The sequence below is a fragment of the Actinosynnema sp. NPDC002837 genome (assembly GCF_040295345.1).
Classification (GTDB): Bacteria; Actinomycetota; Actinomycetes; order Mycobacteriales; family Pseudonocardiaceae; genus Actinosynnema.
This window is the reverse complement of record NZ_JBEOVG010000046.1, coordinates 45,987-64,755: the sequence shown is the minus strand read 5'-3', so window position 1 is coordinate 64,755 and position 18,769 is coordinate 45,987. Positions and strand designations below refer to the sequence as shown.

General features: G+C 71.3%; 22 protein-coding genes. 12 read left to right on the top strand and 10 right to left on the bottom strand.

The window, feature by feature from the left end; genetic code table 11:
- Positions 1 to 218 precede the first annotated feature (218 nt).
- Both ABTZ99_RS27265 and ABTZ99_RS27260 read left to right on the top strand, forming a co-directional pair.
- The gene (locus ABTZ99_RS27265; RefSeq protein ID WP_498774062.1) at positions 219 to 881 is read left to right on the top strand and encodes a potassium channel family protein; all 663 of its coding nucleotides are present in this window, start codon (positions 219 to 221) and stop codon (positions 879 to 881) included.
- On the top strand, positions 882 to 1,538 hold the full coding sequence (locus ABTZ99_RS27260; RefSeq protein WP_053717165.1) for a potassium channel family protein: 657 nt from the start codon (positions 882 to 884) through the stop codon (positions 1,536 to 1,538).
- Positions 1,539 to 1,662: 124 nt separating this feature from the next.
- Here the strand turns inward: ABTZ99_RS27260 and ABTZ99_RS27255 are convergent, their stop codons facing one another.
- Both ABTZ99_RS27255 and ABTZ99_RS27250 read right to left on the bottom strand, forming a co-directional pair.
- Entirely contained in the window at positions 1,663 to 1,971 is a 309-nt protein-coding gene (locus tag ABTZ99_RS27255) for a hypothetical protein (RefSeq protein WP_499615101.1), read from the bottom strand.
- Positions 1,968 to 2,621: a bifunctional DNA primase/polymerase gene (locus ABTZ99_RS27250; protein ID WP_499615098.1), complete on the bottom strand. Its 654-nt coding sequence runs from the start codon at positions 2,619 to 2,621 to the stop codon at positions 1,968 to 1,970. The genes ABTZ99_RS27255 and ABTZ99_RS27250 overlap by 4 nt, the downstream gene beginning before the upstream one ends.
- A 56-nt stretch (positions 2,622 to 2,677) precedes the next feature.
- Between ABTZ99_RS27250 and ABTZ99_RS27245 the strand changes: the two genes are divergently transcribed.
- Positions 2,678 to 3,916 carry a helix-turn-helix domain-containing protein gene (locus tag ABTZ99_RS27245; RefSeq protein ID WP_498774056.1) on the top strand — a complete coding sequence of 413 codons (1,239 nt, stop codon included), beginning with the start codon at positions 2,678 to 2,680 and terminating at the stop codon, positions 3,914 to 3,916.
- A gap of 191 nt (positions 3,917 to 4,107) precedes the next feature.
- Here the strand turns inward: ABTZ99_RS27245 and ABTZ99_RS27240 are convergent, their stop codons facing one another.
- From ABTZ99_RS27240 to ABTZ99_RS27230, 3 genes are all read right to left on the bottom strand, one after another.
- Complete coding sequence (locus ABTZ99_RS27240) at positions 4,108 to 4,293, bottom strand: hypothetical protein (protein WP_498774054.1); 186 nt, start codon at positions 4,291 to 4,293, stop codon at positions 4,108 to 4,110.
- Positions 4,294 to 4,436: 143 nt separating this feature from the next.
- Positions 4,437 to 5,204 (bottom strand): DUF3159 domain-containing protein, encoded by a 768-nt coding sequence (locus ABTZ99_RS27235; RefSeq protein ID WP_499615095.1) that lies wholly within the window; start codon positions 5,202 to 5,204, stop codon positions 4,437 to 4,439.
- Positions 5,201 to 5,578 carry an OB-fold nucleic acid binding domain-containing protein gene (locus ABTZ99_RS27230; protein ID WP_033437072.1) on the bottom strand — a complete coding sequence of 126 codons (378 nt, stop codon included), beginning with the start codon at positions 5,576 to 5,578 and terminating at the stop codon, positions 5,201 to 5,203. The genes ABTZ99_RS27235 and ABTZ99_RS27230 overlap by 4 nt, the downstream gene beginning before the upstream one ends.
- A 105-nt stretch (positions 5,579 to 5,683) precedes the next feature.
- Here ABTZ99_RS27230 and ABTZ99_RS27225 point away from each other — a divergent pair, with 105 nt between their 5' ends.
- Complete coding sequence (locus tag ABTZ99_RS27225) at positions 5,684 to 6,370, top strand: alpha/beta fold hydrolase (protein WP_498774049.1); 687 nt, start codon at positions 5,684 to 5,686, stop codon at positions 6,368 to 6,370.
- Here ABTZ99_RS27225 and ABTZ99_RS27220 read toward each other — a convergent pair.
- Both ABTZ99_RS27220 and dut read right to left on the bottom strand, forming a co-directional pair.
- Entirely contained in the window at positions 6,367 to 6,993 is a 627-nt protein-coding gene (locus ABTZ99_RS27220; RefSeq protein ID WP_498774047.1) for a DUF3710 domain-containing protein, read from the bottom strand. The two genes, ABTZ99_RS27225 and ABTZ99_RS27220, sit on opposite strands and share 4 nt — an antisense overlap.
- 5 nt (positions 6,994 to 6,998) lie before the next feature.
- A complete protein-coding gene (gene dut / locus ABTZ99_RS27215) occupies positions 6,999 to 7,466 on the bottom strand; it encodes a dUTP diphosphatase (RefSeq protein ID WP_053717169.1) in 468 nt (155 codons plus the stop codon).
- Between the two features lie 24 nt (positions 7,467 to 7,490).
- Between dut and ABTZ99_RS27210 the strand changes: the two genes are divergently transcribed.
- A complete protein-coding gene (locus tag ABTZ99_RS27210) occupies positions 7,491 to 7,955 on the top strand; it encodes a DUF3093 domain-containing protein (RefSeq protein WP_498774045.1) in 465 nt (154 codons plus the stop codon).
- 179 nt (positions 7,956 to 8,134) lie between these two features.
- On the opposite strand, the gene ABTZ99_RS27205 is transcribed toward ABTZ99_RS27210, so the two are convergent.
- Positions 8,135 to 8,434, bottom strand: coding sequence for a DUF4193 domain-containing protein (locus tag ABTZ99_RS27205; RefSeq protein ID WP_053717171.1), 300 nt, complete (start codon positions 8,432 to 8,434; stop codon positions 8,135 to 8,137).
- Positions 8,435 to 8,864: 430 nt separating this feature from the next.
- Here ABTZ99_RS27205 and cei point away from each other — a divergent pair, with 430 nt between their 5' ends.
- Positions 8,865 to 9,587 (top strand): envelope integrity protein Cei, encoded by a 723-nt coding sequence (gene cei / locus ABTZ99_RS27200; protein WP_498774043.1) that lies wholly within the window; start codon positions 8,865 to 8,867, stop codon positions 9,585 to 9,587.
- Between the two features lie 67 nt (positions 9,588 to 9,654).
- Here cei and ABTZ99_RS27195 read toward each other — a convergent pair whose 3' ends face one another.
- A complete protein-coding gene (locus ABTZ99_RS27195) occupies positions 9,655 to 10,455 on the bottom strand; it encodes an inositol monophosphatase family protein (RefSeq protein WP_499615090.1) in 801 nt (266 codons plus the stop codon).
- A 95-nt stretch (positions 10,456 to 10,550) separates the two neighbouring features.
- On the opposite strand from ABTZ99_RS27195, the gene ppgK reads away from it, so the two are divergent.
- From ppgK to ABTZ99_RS27165, 6 genes are all read left to right on the top strand, one after another.
- Entirely contained in the window at positions 10,551 to 11,312 is a 762-nt protein-coding gene (gene ppgK, locus ABTZ99_RS27190) for a polyphosphate--glucose phosphotransferase (protein WP_499615089.1), read from the top strand.
- 170 nt (positions 11,313 to 11,482) lie between these two features.
- The gene (locus ABTZ99_RS27185) at positions 11,483 to 12,811 is read left to right on the top strand and encodes an RNA polymerase sigma factor (RefSeq protein WP_211363475.1); all 1,329 of its coding nucleotides are present in this window, start codon (positions 11,483 to 11,485) and stop codon (positions 12,809 to 12,811) included.
- 178 nt (positions 12,812 to 12,989) lie between these two features.
- Positions 12,990 to 14,483: a vanadium-dependent haloperoxidase gene (locus ABTZ99_RS27180; protein WP_498774037.1), complete on the top strand. Its 1,494-nt coding sequence runs from the start codon at positions 12,990 to 12,992 to the stop codon at positions 14,481 to 14,483.
- A 415-nt stretch (positions 14,484 to 14,898) separates the two neighbouring features.
- Positions 14,899 to 15,078, top strand: coding sequence for a DUF7455 domain-containing protein (locus tag ABTZ99_RS27175; protein WP_015800348.1), 180 nt, complete (start codon positions 14,899 to 14,901; stop codon positions 15,076 to 15,078).
- 147 nt (positions 15,079 to 15,225) lie between these two features.
- Positions 15,226 to 15,582, top strand: a complete 357-nt coding sequence (locus tag ABTZ99_RS27170) for an RIP homotypic interaction motif-containing protein (RefSeq protein WP_498774035.1) — start codon at positions 15,226 to 15,228, stop codon at positions 15,580 to 15,582.
- A gap of 7 nt (positions 15,583 to 15,589) precedes the next feature.
- Positions 15,590 to 17,704, top strand: coding sequence for a tetratricopeptide repeat protein (locus ABTZ99_RS27165; RefSeq protein ID WP_499615084.1), 2,115 nt, complete (start codon positions 15,590 to 15,592; stop codon positions 17,702 to 17,704).
- On the opposite strand, the gene ABTZ99_RS27160 is transcribed toward ABTZ99_RS27165, so the two are convergent.
- Positions 17,597 to 18,769 (bottom strand): ROK family protein, encoded by a 1,173-nt coding sequence (locus ABTZ99_RS27160; RefSeq protein ID WP_498774031.1) that lies wholly within the window; start codon positions 18,767 to 18,769, stop codon positions 17,597 to 17,599. The genes ABTZ99_RS27165 and ABTZ99_RS27160 overlap by 108 nt on opposite strands.

The following is an 18,769-nucleotide window of genomic DNA, read 5'->3' as shown; positions in this document are numbered from 1 at the left end:
GCGGGCGTCGTCGTCCGGTGGGCGCCGGGTCGCTTGTGACGTGCGTCGCGGGTCCGGGTGGCGGCTCGAACGCGTGGTCACGCGCGTGGCCGGCGCGGTATTCGCTCAGGTGTTCGAGGCGTTGGGCCGTGCGGGACGCGTGCGGCGCCGGACGCACCGCTCTCGTTCACTGATCAGGGACGGTAGGTTCTCCGTAAGCGTCGTTCGGGGAGGCTTTCGTGCACGTGGTGATCATGGGCTGCGGCCGGGTGGGCTCGTCCCTGGCCAAGGCGCTGGAGCGCCTCGACCACCAGGTATCGGTGATCGACAAGGACGCCCAGTCCTTCCGCAGACTCGGCCCGGACTTCCACGGCCAGCAGGTCGTCGGCAACGGTTTCGACCAGAAGGTGCTGATCGAGGCCGGGATCGAGCGGGCGGGCGCGTTCGCGGCCGTGTCCAGCGGCGACAACTCCAACATCATCTCGGCGCGGGTGGCGCGGGAGACGTTCGGGGTGGAGGCGGTGGTCGCGCGGATCTACGACGAGAAGCGCGCCGCGGTGTACGAGCGGCTGGGCATCCCGACCGTGGCGACCGTGCCGTGGTCGACCGACCGGTTCCTGCGGATGCTGCTGCCCGAGGGCACGGCGACCGCGTGGCGCGACCCGTCGGGCACGGTGGCCGTGCTGCCGCTGGAGCTGCACGAGGACTGGGTCGGGCGCACCGTGCGCGACCTGGAGGAGGCCACCGGGTGCCGGGTGGCGTTCGTGATGCGGTTCGGGACGGGTGTGCTGCCGGACTCGAAGACCGTGCTGCAGGAGGACGACCAGGTGTACGTGGCCGCCCTGTCCGGCACCGTGACCGACGTGGCCGCGGCTGCGGCTCACGCGCCCGAGGAGAGCTGAGTGCGTATCGCGATTGCGGGTGCCGGTGCGGTGGGTCGTTCCATCGCGGCCGAGCTGGTGTCCGACGGGCACCAGGTGATGCTAATCGAACGTGACCGCACGCACTTCGAGCCGCACACCGTGGAGCAGGCCGAGTGGGTGCAGGCCGACGCGTGCGAGCTGTCGTCGTTGGAAGACGCGGGGATGCAGCTGTGCGACGTGGTGATCGCCGCGACCGGTGACGACAAGGTCAACCTGGTGGTGTCGTTGCTGGCGAAGACCGAGTTCGCGGTGCGGCGCGTGGTGGCGCGGGTGAACGACCCGGCGAACGAGTGGCTGTTCACCGAGTCGTGGGGGGTGGACGTGGCCGTGTCGACGCCGCGCATCCTGTCCGCGCTGGTGGAGGAGGCCGTGACGGTCGGGGACGTGGTGCGGCTGATGACGTTGCGCCAGGGCCAGGCCAACCTGGTGGAAATCACGCTTCCAGGTGACACACCGCTCGCGGGGTCGCCGGTGAACGGCCTGGCGCTGCCGCGGGACGCCGCTTTGGTGACCATCCTGCGGGGCGGCCGGGTCATCGTGCCGACGCCGGACGACACGCTGGAGGGCGGGGACGAGCTGCTCTTCGTGGCGGCGGCGGACGTGGAGCAGGAGATCCGTTCGGCTCTGGGCTACTGACGCGTCCGGGTTGTCCACAGGCGGTGGAGCTGTCCACAGGCGACGGGTGGGCGGCTCGTTCCCGTCGGTGCCCGCCGGCAGGATGAAAGCAGGGGTCCCCTTGGCGAGGACCCCTGCGCAGCCATTAGGTGGTGGCCTGGTCCAACCACACCAGGTGCACTCGCCGCACGGTCTCATCCGTACTGATCTCGTACCAGGTCCGGGCATTCTCGGCGCACTCCGAGCTGAGGCGGAAATCGCCCTCGACCGAGTTGGACTCGGCACGGTCTGCGTAGGCCAGGCCATAACCCGCGACCCGGGCGTCTTCACCCTCTCCGTACTCCTCCACGATGGCGAACAACCGGGGCGCGTCTTCGCGCGCCACCTCGTGCATCAGCGCCGTGAAGGCCTTTCCCACGTCGACGGTCCGCTCGACTCGGGTCGGCTCGTTCACGCGGTCTTCCTTTCGACGTGGTGGATGAAGTCGGCGAGGTCGTCACCGGTCACGAGGGTGTTGCCCGCTTCTTCGGGAGTGATCAGACACAGCACCTCCGTTCCCCCGATGGACGTGGGCGGCAAAGGCAGGGGCATGCCACGGTCGACCACGCTCGCGTGGTCGCTCAGCAGCACCACCGGCATTGGCGGCCTGACGAGGAAGTAGGTCAGCGGCATGCCTTGGATCGCCAACACCGGCGTCGGGTCGGCGCCGAACCACGGGTGCCGGGCGACGGCCTCGGCCAAGGTGGCGAAGACCGTGAACACACCGAGGTTCGCCGAGACCGGGGTGAGGATGTTCGGCACGAACCTGCCGGGCGCCGACCACCACCTCCGAACCAGGTCGGCATCGGTGGTCGCGTCCGCGAGCGGCCGCAGGTGCGGGCTCAGGACAGGGGCACCGTCGACCGGATCGGCGAAGCGTCCCCCGCGCCAGATGGCTCCGGGCACGACCGGCCACCCGAGGGCGGCGTAGTCCAGGGCCGCTTGCAAGGTGGCCTGTCGAATATCCGGTGTGCTGCTCTGCACCACGACCTCACTTCCGCCCAGGCGATCGCCATCGCCATCGGTTCGCCTGAGAGGAACGCTAGTTCCCCTTTCCGCGATCAACCCAAAATCTCTGTTGGGGTGTCCTCGGCGCGGTTTCGGATGGGTACTCTGGGCGTATGCGGCAGGACAACGAGGCGACGGTAGGTGAGCGCATCGCCTACTACCGCAAGCGCCAGGGCATGACGCAGGAAGTGTTGTGCGGCTTGGTGGGTGGGCGCACCACCGAGTGGCTCAGGCAGATCGAGAACGGCAAACGGGAGGTGGACAAGCTGTCCACCATCGTGGCCGTGGCCGAGGCACTGCGCGTTTCGCCGTCAGCGCTGCTGCCGGGTCCTTTCCGGACGACAGCGCGGCGCACGGATTCCCTCGGCACCGCCCCGGCCATTGTTCCGGACATCGAAGCCGCGATGTTGCGCTACAACGGCATTTCCCCGCTGCTCGGCGTTCCGGATCGGAAACCGGTCACACCGGAACACCTTCGGATCCGAGTGGAAAAAGCATTCCTGCATTCGCAGACCGAGCGGTGGTCCGACATGGCCCCGCTCGTCCCGGGCATGATCGCGGACGCCTGGCACCTGGTGCACGACGCCGGGGACGAGCGCCAACGGCGGGAAGCGTCGAAGTTGCAAGCCCTGGTGTACCGGGTGACGTCAGGGATGCTGGATCGGCTGGGCGAGCCGCACCTGCCCTGGGTCGCCGCCGAGCGTTCGATGCACGCCGCCGAGGAGTCGGACGACCGGTTGCTGATCGCGGGCGGGGCGTGGCGACTGGCGGTCGTCCTCCGCCACGCGGGCCGGCTCACGGAGTCGACCGACGCGCCCGTCGCCGCGGCCGACGCGCTCCGACGGGATCTGGACGTTCCGGAGTCGTACAGCATGTACGGGTCGCTCATGTTGAAAGGCGCAGTCGGCGCCGCCACGCTCGGCGACCACCGGGCCGCGCACGACTACCTGGGCGAAGCCTCCCGGGCAGCGGAGGAGATCGGGGACCGGAACGACTTCTGGCTCGCGTTCGGGCCGACGAACATCGCCATCCACCGCGTCTGGCTCGCACTCGAACTGGGCGATCCGGGTCGAGCCATCGCGGAAGCGGAGCGTGTGCCGTACGACAACCTGCCCCCCGAACTGTCCGAGCGCAGGACTTCGCACCTCATCACCGTCGCCTGGGCCTACTACCTGCGCCGGAAGGACCGCGAAGCGCTGGACGCGCTCACGTTGGCCAGGATGGCCGCCCCGGAACAGCTCCTGTTCACCGGCAGGGTCCACTCGATGCTTCGGGGCATGCTGAAACGCGAACGACGTTCGGTGAAGGCCGACCTGCGCAGGCTGGCGGACTTCGTCGGTGTCGCGGCCTGACCCGCTGGTTTCGAGCAGAACCGCCGACCGGCTCAGTACCTGCTCGGTTGTCCACAGGCGGTGGGCGGGCGGCGCGTTTCCGTCGGTGCCCGCCGGCAGGATGAAAGCAGGGGTCCCCTTGGCGAGGACCCCTGCGCAGCAATCGGGTTGTGGCTGGTCAGACCGGTGGCCGCACCGTCGGATGGCCGGCCTTATCGCGGGTGGTTGATCTCGCCGAACGCCGTTCTGCCGTGCGTCATGATGTCCACCGACACGATGAGCTGGGCTTCGGCCAAGAGGTTGGCGCGCTCCTGCGAGCCGAGCGGCCACTGGCGCGCGGCGTCCAGCAGGTTCTGCGCGATGTCGACCGTGGTGGGTTCCCTGTCGAAGAATTTCACGCGACCCCCTCCGAAGACGGCTGGCCACACGACGTGCGCGAACCCATCAAGGTTAGCGATCGGCGCAGTCGCGAGGGGGATCGGACCTGCCCCACCGGGCCGGCTGGTGTGCCGCGGAACCGGTGGGGCGCAGGTCGGATGAGTCAGCGTTCCTCGGCCCGGGCGGGCGCGGGGTTGGGGTTGTCGGTGGAGGAGTCCAGCAGCCGGTCGTAGATGGTCGGCTCGTGGTCGGCCTCGGCTTGGGCGCGGAGGCGTTCCTCGGCGGCCCGGTTCTCCTCCTCCTCGCGGGCGAGGGTGGCTTTCAGGCGCTTGTCCGAGCGGCGCACCGCCCAGACCGTGGCGATCAGCGCCACCGCCATCAGCGGGTAGCCCATGGCCAGGCGCGCCGCCGCCAGCCAGCCCACCGACGCCTCGTCGTACAGCCACCGCTGCACCACGAACCGCGCCAGGAAGACCAGCGCCCACACGAGGGTGGCGATGTCGTAGTCCCGGACGCTCGCCTTGTCCTTGCGCCACGCCTGGCCCTGGCCGTTGAGGAACGACCAGATCACGCCCGCGAGAGGCCATCTGACCAGGATCGACAGGATGAACCCGCCGCCGTAGACGAGGCTCTGCCAGATGCCGAACAGGAAGAAGCCCTTGGCGTCGCCGGTCCGGTAGGCGATGAACGCGGCGATGCCGACGCCGAAGACCGCCGAGACGGCCGGCTGCACGGAGCCCTTGCGCAGGGCCAGCACGACGCCGATCGCGACCGAGAACGCCAGCGCGCTCCAGATCGCGGGCATGAGCCCGGCGAACGCGTTGACCAGCACGAACACCACGACGGGCAACGAGGAGAACAGCAGGCCGCTCACGCCGCCCATCTGCTCGAGGAGGGTGGGCTGCTTCTCGGACTCGTTCACTTGTGTCATGAAGCGTTCTGCAACTCGTAGTAGGGGTTGTAGAGCACCTTGCGCCCGTCGCGCACCGCGATCCGGCCTCTGGCCTTGATGGTGCGACCCGGCTCGATGCCCGCGATCCGACGACGGCCCAGCCAGACCAGCGTCACGCCCTCGGTGCCGTCGTACAGCTCCGCCTCCAGGGTGGCCGCGGCGTCACGGGGGCACAGCTCCACGCTGCGCAACCGGCCCAACACCGTCACCTCTTGCCCGGACTTGCAGTCGCACGCTCGGATGGCCCCGACGGCCTCGGCTTTTCGAGACAGGTCGTCGGCGTCCAACTCGCTGACGTCGGTGGTCAGCCGACGCACGAGGCGGCGCCAGTAGCCACCCCCAGTACCAGTCATCCCCGACTCCTGGAATGCGCGGGGCCTCGACGACGAAGCCCGTCCAACAGCCAGCGTAACCGGGTGCACCCGACCGGGTATCCGACTGGGGGAGGATCTGCCGTCATGAGCTCGTCACGTGCCGTTCTGCTGCCGGGCACCGCCTCCGACGAGGTGTTCGTGTCCTCGGTGTTCGCCCGCCCGCTGGCCGAGGCCGGGTTGGTGCTGGTCGCGCCCGCGTCACGGGGTGTCCGGGAGCACGTCGAGGCGTTGGACGCCGCCTGGGACGGCACGCCGCTGGTCGTGGGCGGGGTGTCGCTGGGCGCGCACGTGGCGGCGGCGTGGGCGGTGCGGCACCCCGAGCGGTGCGCCGGTCTGCTGGTGGCACTGCCCGCCTGGAACGGCCCGGCGGACGGCGCGCCCGCGGCGTCGGCGGCACGGGCCAGCGCCTCGGTGGTGGAGTCGGAGGGCGTCGAGGCCGCGTTGACCGGCGTCGACGGGTGGCTCGGCGACGAGCTGCGGCGGGCGTGGCCCCGGTACGGCTCGCGGCTCGCCGACGTGCTGAGGGAGGCCGCCGGGTCGTCCGCGCCGACGGTGGCCGAACTGGCGGGGCTCACGGCGCCGGTGGGGGTCGCCGCCTGCACCGACGACCCCGTTCACCCCGTGGAGATCGCCCGGACGTGGGTCGGAGCGCTCCCCCGTGCCGCTCTGCGCACGACGACGTTGGCGGCGCTGGGCGCGGACCGGGAGTCCCTGGGCCGCGCCGCGCTCGACGCCTACCGCTCCGCGTCGGCGGCGGACTGGCTGTACTAGCTCTGCTGCTGCGCCTGGATGTGCCGGGCGATGGCCTCGGGCAGCTCGATCGGCAACGGCGTGCGCACCGGCATCGCCTGCTCGCCGCGCACCACGACCGTGTCCCGCATCAACGCGTAGAGGGCCTCGGTCGCCTGGGCGCTCTGCTCCTCCGTCGGCGCCGCCGCGATGCCCCGCAGCATCCACCGCGGCCCGTCCACGCCGACCACCCGCAGGTGCACCTCGTTGTTGCGGGCGGTGATCTCCTCGCCCCACTCGCCGTTCTCCCGCAGGATCCGGAAGCCGTCGCTCTTGAACTGGGCGATCATCTCGCCGCTCACGTCCGGCCACAGCCGGTCCTGCTTCGGCGCGGCGAACGCGCTCACGGTGAGCTGGCCGACGGTCGTCAGCAGGTGCACCGCCCGCACCGCGCCCGCCGGGTCCATCTCCACCTGCAACTGCACGCCCTCGGGCACGGGCAGCCGGATCGAGCCGAGGTCCAGCCGGTTCAGGCCGTCGTCCGGGGCCCACGTCGAGTCGAACGGCCCGTCCTCGACCTCCTCCACGCCGTCGAACTCGACCTCGGGTTGCGCCGTCCCCCGGTTCGCGGAGTGCCTACCGCGCTTGCGGCGCTTTCCGAACATCGCCTTCACCCCTCCGTCCGGGCGAGCACGTCGTGCCCGCCTGTAGAGCCGTAGCCGCCCGCGCCCCGTGCGGAGTCGGGCAGCTCGTCGACTTCGCGGAACACCGCGTGCTCCACCTTCTGCACCACCAGCTGGGCGATCCGGTCACCGCGCGTCAGCACTACGGGCTCGCGCAGGTCGTGGTTCACCAGGCACACCTTGATCTCGCCCCGGTAGCCCGCGTCGATCGTGCCCGGGGTGTTGACCACGCTCAGGCCGACGCGCGCGGCCAGGCCGGAACGCGGGTGCACGAACCCCGCGTACCCCTCCGGCAACGCGATCGCGACACCAGTGCCTACCACCGCGCGCTCCCCCGGTTCGATCACCACGTCGGTGGTGGTCACCAGGTCGGCGCCGGCATCACCCGGTCGGGCGTAGGCCGGGAGCGGCACGGCGGGATCGAGCCGGGACAACAGGACCTCGACGCTGGGCACGGCGCGCGAGACTACCCTGGTGGCGTGAGCGAGACTGCTGTGACCGCCCCGATCGCGTTCCGCGAGCGGTTGTACGTGCCCTGGTGGGGTTGGCCGCTGCCGCTGGCCGCGGCCGTGCTGCTGGCCGCCGAGATCCACATGGGGTTCCCCGGCGTGCGGTCGTGGCTGCCGTACGTGATCACCGTGCCGCTGGCCGTGCTGCTGATCGTGCGGATGGGCTCGGCGAAGGTGGAGGTGTCCGGCGGCGAGCTGCGGGTCGCCTCGGCGCACGTGCCGCTGGAGCTGCTCGGCGAGGTCGAGGTGTTCGACTCGAAGGACAAGCGGAAGGCGATGGGCCCGAACCTGGACCCGATGGCGTTCGTCACGCACCGGGGTTGGGTCGGGCCGATGGTGAAGGTCGAGCTGCGCGACCCGGCGGACCCGACGCCGTACTGGCTGTTCAGCGTGCGTTCGGCGGAGGAGCTGGCGGCGTTGCTGCGCGATCGGTGACGTGGGTCGGCAACGGGGACTGGGCGCCACCCCGGCGGTGGGGGTGAGCGCCCAGGTCTGGTCGTAGGTGCGTGTTCGGTCGTGCCGCGGCGCCGGTCGTGCGGTGGCGCCGTGCCGGTCGATCCGGCGGTGGTGCTGGTCGTGCGGTGTCGTGCGGGTTCGTGCCCGGTGGACGTGCCTCAGGCGCAGTCGCGGCAGATGTACTGGCCGTTGACTTCCTCGGCCAGCCTGCTGCGGTGGTGCACCAGGAAGCACTTCGAGCACGTGAACTCGTCCGCCTGCTTCGGCAGGACCTTGAACGTGAGCTCCTCACCGGACAGGTCGGCGCCCGGCAGCTCGAAGTTCTCGGCGGTCGCGTCCTCGTCGATGTCGACGACCCCGGACTGCGTTTCATTGCGCCGCGCCTTCAGCTCCTCGAGGGAGTCCTCAGCGAGTTCGTCCGCCTCGCTGCGACGCGGTGCGTCGTAGTCGGTCGCCATACTTCTTTCACCCCTGCGGTCAACGGAGACTGTTCGTGTCGCTGGTTAACGCACCAGCGCCCCTATTTGTGCCCTCCGTCCCCAGTGACGGAGGTCTCGCTCGTGCGGCCGGGCGCCAACCCCCTGTTCGTCGACGCTTTCCGGTGTCCGGCGGTGCGCGGAGCGCCGAGAGGGTAGCTCATTGATCGGGCGGTCGCGCAGCGGGTTCCCCCTAATTGAGCAGACGGGTGACAGGCCCTTCCCACGCTGGCCAGATAGGCTTGGACGGGCACCACCCACCCGGTCCTCCCGTGCTCCGCCGCCAGACCAGGGCGTTGACCGTCCGCGACCGGGTGATCGCACCCCGCCACAACCCCGCCCGAGACGCGGGGCGGTGGGGAGCGGCATAGCCTGATCACTGTCAACACTGCGCCAGGGGAGGTCGACGGACGTGGGACGACCCGGTACGGGGAGCAGCGGGTCGTCGCGGTACCGGAAGCGGCGACCGTTGCCGGCGCTCGTCCTGTTCCTGGTGCTCGCCGTGACCGCCGTCGTGGTGTGGAACCGCGTGCTGACGGACGCGGGCGACGTGGACGCGGCGATCAAGTGCAACCCGCCCGGCGGGGTGCCGGCGCCGTCGTCGGGCGCGCCCGTCGCGCCGGCGGCCGAGCCGGTGCCCGCGTTGGGGACGGTGCTGGCGCACGACGCCCTGGACCGGACCGACCCGGTGCCGGTCGGCAGCGTGCAGTTCCGCGTGTTCAACGCGAGCACGCAGCGCAACCAGGCGCGGTTCGTGGCGACGACGTTGGCCGAGCTGGGCATGAAGCAGGCGGCCGAGCCGGGCAACGACCCGGTGTACCCGGCGCAGGACATGGACTGCCGCGGCCAGATCCGGTTCGGCGCGCCCGGCGCGGGCGCGGCGCGGACGTTGAGCCTGGTCGAGCCCTGCCTCGAGCTGGTGCGCGACGAGCGCCAGGACGCGACGGTGGACGTGGCGATCGGGCAGAAGTTCAGCGAGGTGAAGCCGAACAGCGACGCCCGCAAGGTGCTCGACCAGCTCGCGGAGTGGGCGATGCAGCAGCCGGAGCAGCAGGGCGGCCAGGCGGCCGAGGGCTCCACCCCGCTCTCGTTGAACGCCGACAACCTCAAGGGCGCCCGCGACATCACCTGCTGACCACGCCACCCCGCGCGTGTCGAACGCTCAGCGCCCGAGGGACGCGGAGGTTCGACACGCGGGGTGGTCAGACCTTGCCGAAGCCGCACTCCACGAGAGCGGTGAAGAGGGCGTCGGCGATGCCCGGCGCGGCGGCGAAGGTGGCGTCCGCGCCCAGCTCCGGGGCCTCACCCGCCAGGTGGACGACCGCGCCCGCCTCACGGGCCACCAGCGCGCCCGCCGCCCAGTCCCACCGGCCGAGGCCGTGCTCGGCGTAGGCGTCCAGCCGGCCCGCCGCCACGGCGCACAGGTCCAACGACGCCGCACCGGCCCGCCGCATGTCCCGCACCCTGGTCGCCAGGCCCGCCCACGCGTCCGCCTGCCGCTGCCGCCGCTCCGCCCGGTAGGCGAAGCCGTAACCCAGAAGGGACAGGTCCAATCGGGTGGCGTCGGAGACCCGGAGCCGCCGACCGTCCAACCAGGCCCCGCCGCCCCGCGCCGCCGTCCACACCCGACCGCCGACGGGTTCCACCACCGCACCGGCCACGGACTCGCCGTCGACCTGCGCGGCGATCGACACGGCGTACTGGGGGATGCCGTAGAGGTAGTTCACGGTGCCGTCGATCGGGTCCACGACCCAGGTCAGGCCCTCGAGAGCGGCGCTGCCGCCCTCCTCCTCCCCGATCACGGGCTCACCCGGCCGCAACTCGGCGAGCCGCTCCCGGACGAGCTGTTCGGCCGCGCGGTCGGCCGCGGTCACCACGTCGGTGGCGCTGCTCTTGGTGTCGACATCGGTCACGGCGGCATCGCGCGTGGTCACGACCAGCTCGCCCGCCTCGCGGGCCACGAGCACGGCGACATCGACCAATGAGCGCGGATCGAAACGCAACTGTTCCTCCTGCGTCACTCTCACGGGACTATCGGAGACCTGCAGGCTAATGTCTGCGGCCACGGTTACTGAATCGAGTAGGAAGGGCCACGGGGATGGGCATGACCCGCGGGTTCGGCGTGGACATCGGCGGTTCCGGCATCAAGGGCGGGCTCGTGGACCTCGAAGCGGGGGCGCTGGACGGTGAGCGCCTGCGCATCACCACGCCCCAGCCGTCGACCCCGGACGCGGTCGCCGACGTCGTCGCCGAGATCGTCGAGAAGTTCAACTGGGACGGTCCCGTCGGCGTCACCCTGCCGTGCGTGGTGAAGCACGGTGTCGCGCACTCCGCCGCGAACGTCGACAAGGGGTGGATCGGCACGGACGCCGCGGCGCTGTTCGCCGAGCGGCTCGGCCGGCCGACCGACCAGGTCGTCGTCCTCAACGACGCCGACGCGGCCGGCATCGCCGAGATGCGGTTCGGTTCCGGTGTCGACCGGGACGGCCTGGTGGTCCTGCTGACGTTCGGCACGGGCATCGGCAGCGCCCTGTTCCTGGACGGCAAGCTCGTGCCCAACACCGAGTTCGGCCACCTCGAGGTCGACGGCCACGACGCGGAGAAGCGCGCCGCGGCCTCGGTGAAGGAGGACAAGGGCCTGACGTGGGCCGAGTGGACGCCCCGCGTGTCCCGGTACATCAACGTGCTGGAGGACCTGATCTGGCCGGACCTGGTCATCGCGGGCGGCGGTGTCAGCAAGAAGGCGGAGAAGTGGCTCCCGCTGCTCGAGGTGCGCACCGAGGTGGTGGCCGCCGCGCTGAAGAACGACGCGGGCATCGTGGGCGCCGCCGTGGCCGCCGCGCAAGGTCTCCGGCACTGATTTACGCGGCGTTCCACCTGCGAGAACGCGTGCCGGACCACCTCGGATGACGCCGGGGGGCAACGGCACGCGATTCTCGTCGTTACAATGGAACGGTGCCCCGCTGACGAACGATCCGGCGGGGGATCCCCCGTACTCAGGCGACCGAGGTTCGCGCCCTTCGGTCGGCCTTGATCGACAGTCGCGAAAGGGCGTACGTGGCAGCCGCGAAGACGACTCAGGCAGCTAAGGCTGACGCCGAGGAGACGCCCAAGGCCACCTCGGCGAGGAAGGCCCCGGCGAAGAAGCCGGCGGCGAAGACCGCCGCGGCGGGGAAGACGGCCACGCGGGCGCCGCGCAAGACGGCCGCCAAGGCCGCCGCTGCCGCGCCTGGCAAGGTGAAGAAGGACGGCGAGGAGCCCGAGGACCTCGAAGGCGCTCCAGACGCCGAAGACCTGGTCGACGACGTCGAGTTGATCGACGAGCCGGTCGAGGAGGAGCCCGCCGAGGAGGAGGCCAAGCCCGGCGAGGGCGACTTCGTCTGGGACGAGGAGGAGTCGGAGGCCCTGCGGCAGGCCCGCAAGGACGCCGAGCTCACCGCCTCGGCCGACTCGGTCCGCGCCTACCTCAAGCAGATCGGCAAGGTCGCCCTGCTCAACGCGGAGGAGGAGGTCGAGCTCGCCAAGCGCATCGAGGCCGGCCTCTACGCCGCCGAGCGGGTGCGCCGCGCCGAGGACGAGCAGGAGAAGCTGACCCCCCAGATGCGCCGCGACCTGCGGTGGATCGTGCGGGACGGCGAGCGGGCCAAGAACCACCTGCTGGAGGCGAACCTCCGGCTCGTGGTCTCGCTGGCCAAGCGCTACACCGGTCGTGGCATGGCGTTCCTGGACCTGATCCAGGAGGGCAACCTCGGCCTGATCCGCGCGGTGGAGAAGTTCGACTACACCAAGGGCTACAAGTTCTCCACGTACGCGACGTGGTGGATCCGCCAGGCGATCACCCGCGCGATGGCCGACCAGGCCCGCACCATCCGCATCCCGGTGCACATGGTCGAGGTCATCAACAAGCTGGGTCGCATCCAGCGCGAACTGCTCCAGGACCTGGGCCGCGAGCCCACCCCGGAGGAGCTCGCCAAGGAAATGGACATCACCCCGGAGAAGGTGCTGGAGATCCAGCAGTACGCCCGGGAGCCCATCTCGCTCGACCAGACGATCGGCGACGAGGGCGACAGCCAGCTCGGTGACTTCATCGAGGACTCCGAGGCCGTGGTGGCGGTGGACGCGGTGTCGTTCACGCTGCTGCAGGACCAGCTGCAGTCGGTGCTGGCGACGTTGTCCGAGCGCGAGGCGGGTGTGGTGCGGCTGCGGTTCGGCCTCACCGACGGCCAGCCGCGCACGCTGGACGAGATCGGCCAGGTCTACGGCGTGACGCGCGAGCGGATCCGGCAGATCGAGTCGAAGACGATGTCGAAGCTGCGCCACCCGTCGCGGTCGCAGGTGTTGCGCGACTACCTGGACTAGTACCCGGGCTGAAGATCACGCAGAGCCAGGGCCCCTCGACCGTTCGGTCGAGGGGCCCTGGTTTTTGTGCGCTTCTTCACCCGAATGGCCGCTGCCGTCGATCACTCTCCGTGGTGTCCTGGGTGTGGCGCGGCCGCCGGGGGGCGGCACGGGGCGCGCCGAAGCAGGGGGAATTCGCATGAGTGAACGTCGCACTGAAGCACGCCTTTCGCGCCTGGCCTCGGCCGAGGCGTTGGACCGGCAGCCGTGGCCGGAGCACGTCAACAACGGCGAGGAGGGCGACTACCCGCACGTCGCCAACTACAGCAAGGGCCTGCCGCACGACGAGGCGGGCGAGGTGCGCCCGGAGGCGTACAACACGCTGCTCAGGGCCCTGTCCACGGGTCGGACGGAGGACTTCGAGCGCATCCCGCTGGGCCGGGGCGTCAAGCTCACCAACCCGCAGGCCGGCCTGGCGTTCGACCTGGAGGGCCCGGACCCGCAGTCGCTGGCCCTGCCGCCCGCGCCGCGCATCGACAGCGCGCGCAACTCGGCCGAGGCGGTCGAGCTGTACTGGATGGCGCTGACCAGGGACGTCCCGTTCGGCGAGTACGACCGGCACCCCTTGATCGCGCAGGCGGCCGACGAGCTGTCGCGGTTGAGCGACTACCGGGCGCCGAAGGTCGACGGCCGCGTCACGCCCGCCACGATCTTCCGCGGCGGCACGCGCGGTGACCTGCGGGGACCGTTCCTGTCGCAGTTCCTGCTGCGCGACATCCAGTACGGCACGCTGCGCGTCCAGCAGCTGCACGACACCGTGCGGCCGAACCGCGACTTCCTGACCGACTTCGACGCGTGGCGCGCGGTGCAGGAGGGCGCGACCACCAAGCCGATCAAGCGGGACCACGTCAACCGCCGGTACCTGCGCAACGGCCGTGACGTGGCCAACTACGTGCACTTCGACGCGTTGTACGAGGCCTACCTCAACGCGGCGCTGATCCTGCTGGACCTGGGCGCGCCGGTCGACGCGGGCAACCCGTACCGGCACTCGGCCAACCAGGTCGGCTTCGGCACCTACGGCGCGCCGCACCTGTTGTCGCTGGTGACCGAGGTGGCGACGCGGGCGTTGAAGGCGATGTGGTTCCAGAAGTGGTACGTGCACCGCAGGCTGCGGCCGGAGGCGTTCGGCGGCCGGGTCCACGCGCACCTGTCCGGGATGCGCGACTACGCCATGATCGACCGCGAGGTGCTGGACTCGGAGGCGGTCAAGCTCTCCTACGAGAAGCACGGCTCGTACCTGCTGCCGCAGGCGTTCCCGGAGGGCTCGCCGACGCACCCGTCCTACGGCTCGGGTCACGCGACCGTCGCCGGCGCGTGCGTCACGGTGCTGAAGGCGTGGTTCGACGAGTCGTGGGTGCTGCCCGACCCCGTCGTGGCCAACGCCGACGGCACCGCCCTCGTGCCCTTCACCGGTGGCGAGGCGCTCACCGTGGGCGGCGAGCTGGACAAGGTGGCGGCGAACATCGCGACCGCCCGGAACATGGCCGGCGTGCACTGGCGGACCGACTTCACCGAGGCCGTGCTCCTGGGCGAGGCGGTCGGCATCGGGATCCTGCGGGACCACGTCCGGGTCAACCACGAGGACGCGTCGTTCGGCCTGACCCGGTTCGACGGGCGGCGCCTGACCATCTGAACGGTCGGTGAAGCGGCCCGTGAACCGGACGGATCATGTCCGGATCGTGGAACGCGAGGCCGTGTTCGCTCTGGGCTGACCAAAGTGTTACCCGTCACAGCGCCGCCGGCCGCGAACCGCCCTTCTGGAGCATCAAGGGTGCGTCGAACGCCGTATTCGCAGGTCGGAAATCCGTTGCCACGACAGCGGAACGTGAGCACGGGCGGATCGAACCGGTGGAACCGACAGGTTCCGACCACCCGGGCGCCGGGTAAATGAGGAGTGACGCGGGTCGCCACGGTCAGGGGAACACTGACTTCCGCCCGAACGTCTGCAAGAGTGAAGGCAGCGAACACGGCGCACCCGCCAGATGCGAAGTGGTCGCAGCTAGGTGTGAGGGCACCGATCCCCGGTGCCGGGACGGAGGGAGATTTCCATGACTACGACGCTCACCCGCCCCGCGTTGACCGCTGCCGACCGCTGCGACCGCTGCGGGGCTGCTGCCCAGGTTCGCGCCGTGCTCCCCTCCGGGGGCGAGTTGCTGTTCTGCGGGCACCACGCCCGTGAGCACAGCACCAAGCTGCGTGAGCTCGCTGCCGAGTTGCAGCAGGGCTGAACACCACGGGTCCCAGGCACGGGACCCGTAGCACCCTAGCCGTCCGGGGCGGGGATCCGAGAGGATCCCCGCCCCCCTCATTTCGGCGGACGCGCTCGCCGTGGTCTCGCCGATACTGGTGGTGACGGACGCGGGCGGGAGTGGTGCGTGGTGATCGAGTCGGTCGACCTGGTGGTGGCGGCGCTGGCCGCCGGTGCGGTGGCGGGCGTGACGGACACGGCCTCGACCGCCGTGAAAGACGCGTACCAGGGCCTGAAGTCGCTGACACGGCGCGCGTTGCGCCGCGGTGGGGTGACGGAGGTGCCGACCGATCCGGAGGAGTTGACGGCCGCTCTGACGGCCGCGGACGCCGGGTCGGACGTCGAGCTGGTCGCCGCCGCACGCGAGGTGTTGGCGCTGGCGGACCCCGACGCCGCGGCCAAGTACCGCATCGACGTGCACGACAACCAGGGCGTGCAGGTCGGCGACGGCAACACGATGACGCTGAACTTCGGCCGCGAGTAGCTCCGCCGTGCAGGTCCACGACAACGTCGGCGTGCAGGTCGGTGACGGGAACACCCAGCACCTCCACCTGCCGCCGGCAGCGCCGGTGACGTGGCCCGTGCGGGTCGGCGTGCTGCCGCCGGTCGCGGACCGGTACCAGCACCGGGAAGCCGAGTCCCGGTTGGCCGGGACGTCCGCGGTGCTGTCCGGTTTGGGCGGTGTGGGCAAGTCCCAGGTGGCCGCACGCCACGCGCACGCGGTGTGGCGGGACGAGTCGGTGGACCTGGTGGTGTGGATCGCCGCCGTGACGCGGGTCGCCGTGATCAGCGCCTACGCGGACGCGGCCGGCCGGGTCCGGCTCGATCCCGGTGGCACGCCCGAGGACGCGGCGGCCGCCTTCCAGACGTGGCTCAGCTCGACCGGCCGGCGGTGGCTGGTCGTCCTCGACGACGTCCAGGATCCCGCCGACCTCAAGGGCTTGTGGCCGCCGAACACCCCGACCGGCCAGGTCGTCGTGACGACCCGGCGCCGTGACGCCGCGCTGTCCCGCGACGACCGCCGGTTGGTCGAGGTGGGCGTGTTCACCGAGGCCGAGTCACTGGCCTACCTGACCGCGAAGCTACCCGGCCACGACCAGCTCGCGGCCCTGGCGGACGACCTGGGCCACCTGCCGCTGGCCTTGGCGCAGGCGGCGGCGTTCATCGCGGACAAGCCGCTGCTCACCGTCGCCGACTACCGCAAGCGCTTGGCCGACCGCCGTTCCCTGGCCCAGGTGCTGCCGGAGGAGGGCGAACTGCCCGACGAGCACCGGGCCACGGTCGCGGCGACCTGGTCGTTGTCGATCGAACGCGCCGACGCGCTGCGCCCGGCAGGGCTCGCGCGGCCACTGCTGGAGATCGTCAGCCTGCTCGACCCGGCAGGCACCCCGGTCGCCGTGCTCACGGCCGGCAACGTCCTGGCGCACCTGGCCGCCGGCGCCGACGACGTCCACGACGCTCTCGGCTGCCTGCACCGGCTGAGCCTCATCACGCTCGACAGCAGCACGATCCAGGCGCACGCCCTGCTCCAGCGCGCGGTCCGCGACACCGTCGAGCCGGCACGCCTCACTCCCCTGGCCCACCTCGCCGCGGACGCGCTCCTGCTGACCTGGCCGGGGTACGAGGCGAACAGCGCGCTGGCCGGCACGTTGCGGTCCGCCGCGGCAGCCCTCCACACCAACACCACACCGGCGCTCTGGCAGCCCACGGGCCACGCGATCCTGTTCCACTCGGGCAGGTCCTTGGGCGAGGCGGGCCTGCACACCGACGCCATCGACTACTTCCGCGAGCTGCGACGACAGGCTGAGCACCACCTCGGGCCCGACCACGGGGACGGCTTGGCCGCGCGCAACGAGATCGCCACCTGGACCGGCCGGGCGGGGCGGCACGACGAGGCCGTCGCCGAGGACGAGCGGTTGGTGGCCGACACGACCCGGATCCTGGGTCCCGACGACGTGAACACCCTCGCCGCGCGCAGCAACCACGCGCACTGGCTCGCCCGGAGCGGCGATCACGCTGGGGCGATCGCCGAGCTCGAACGGATCCTCGCCCACCGGATCGAGGTCTTGGGCCCCGACCACCAGCACACCCTCGGCACCCGGCACAACCTGGCCGGGTGGCGGGCCGCGGCGGGCGACCACGCGGGGGCGATCGCCGAGTTCGAACGGGTGGTGGCCGACCACGTCCGCGCGCTCGGGCCGGACCACCCGCAGACCCTCACCGCCCGCTACAACCTGGCCGCGTGGCGCGGGATGGCGGGCGAGCACGATCGGGTCGTCGGCGAGTTCGGCCGGCTCGTCGTCGATCGCGGGCGCGTCCTGGGCGTCGACCACCCCGACACCCTCATGACCCGGTTCAACCTCGCGCTCGCCCGCTTGAAGTCCGGGGACCTCGCGACCGCGGTGGCCGAGACGCGGGAACTGCTCGCCGACCACGTCAGGGTGCTCGGGCCCGACCACCCCGAGACGGTGATCATCCGACGAGCGGTCCGGGAGTGGTCAGACCTCGCCCAGGACGGGCTCGAAGGCGAGCTCGGCGGCGCCGACGAGCTTGGCGTCACGGCCGAGGGGCGACGAGACGATCCTGGTGCCGCCGACCGCGCGTGACACCAACGACCGCTGCTGCACGGTGCGCCGCAGCTGGTCCACCAACGACTCCGGCAGCGCGGTGAACAAGTCGCCCAGCACCACCAGTTCCGGCCCGAGCATGTTGACCACCGTGATCAACCCCATGGCCAGCCACTCGGTGAACTCGCCCAACCGGTGCGCGACGCTGTCCGGCGAGCCGGCCAGCGACCGCAGCTCCGCCACCACCGTGCCGCGCGGCGCGTCCTCCGGCAGGGACAGGGCACGGCACAGCGCCGCCTCGCCGACCTCGGTCTCCCAGCAGCCCTGGCAGCCGCAGTAGCACCGACGGCCGCCGGGGCGCACGACCATGTGCCCCAGTTCGCCGACGTACCCGCCGGTGCCGCGCAGCGGCTGGCCGCTGGAGATCACGCCGCCGCCGATGCCGACGTCGGCGGAGATGTAGACCACGTCCGACGAACCGCGGGCCGCGCCGCGCACGTGCTCGGCCAAGGCGCCCAGCTCGGCGTCGTTGCCGACCTGGACGGGGACCTTGAGCACCGACGACAGCCGTTCGCCCAACGCCACGTCGGTCCAGTGCAGGTTCGGCGCCTCGTGCACGAGGCCGTCGGCGCGGCGCACCACACCGGGCACCGAGACGCCGACGCCGACCGCCCGCACGTCGAGCTCGTCGGCCAGGAGCTTGGCCGAGTCGGCGATGTGCGTGATCACCTCGCCGGGGTCGCGGGACCGGTGGTGCAGGTTCCACGAGTCCCGGCCGAGGATGTCGCCGCCGAGGCCGACCATGGCCATCGCCACCTGCTCGACGCGGACGTCGATGGCCATCACCACGGCCGCGTGCGGCTGCGGCAGCACGAGCAGTGACGGCCGGCCGGCGCCGGAGCGCTGCGCCGGCACGCGTTCGGCCACCACGCCGGACTCGGCCAGGCCGTCCACCAGGGCTTTGATCGTGCTGCGGTTGAGGCCCAGCTCAGCCGCCAGCGACGCCCTGGTGGAGGGCCCGTCCACGTGCAGTCGGCGCAGCAGCGCCGTTCGGTTGTGCCTGCGGACCTCGTCGGGTCGGGCTCCCGCGGTCGGTGTGCTCAC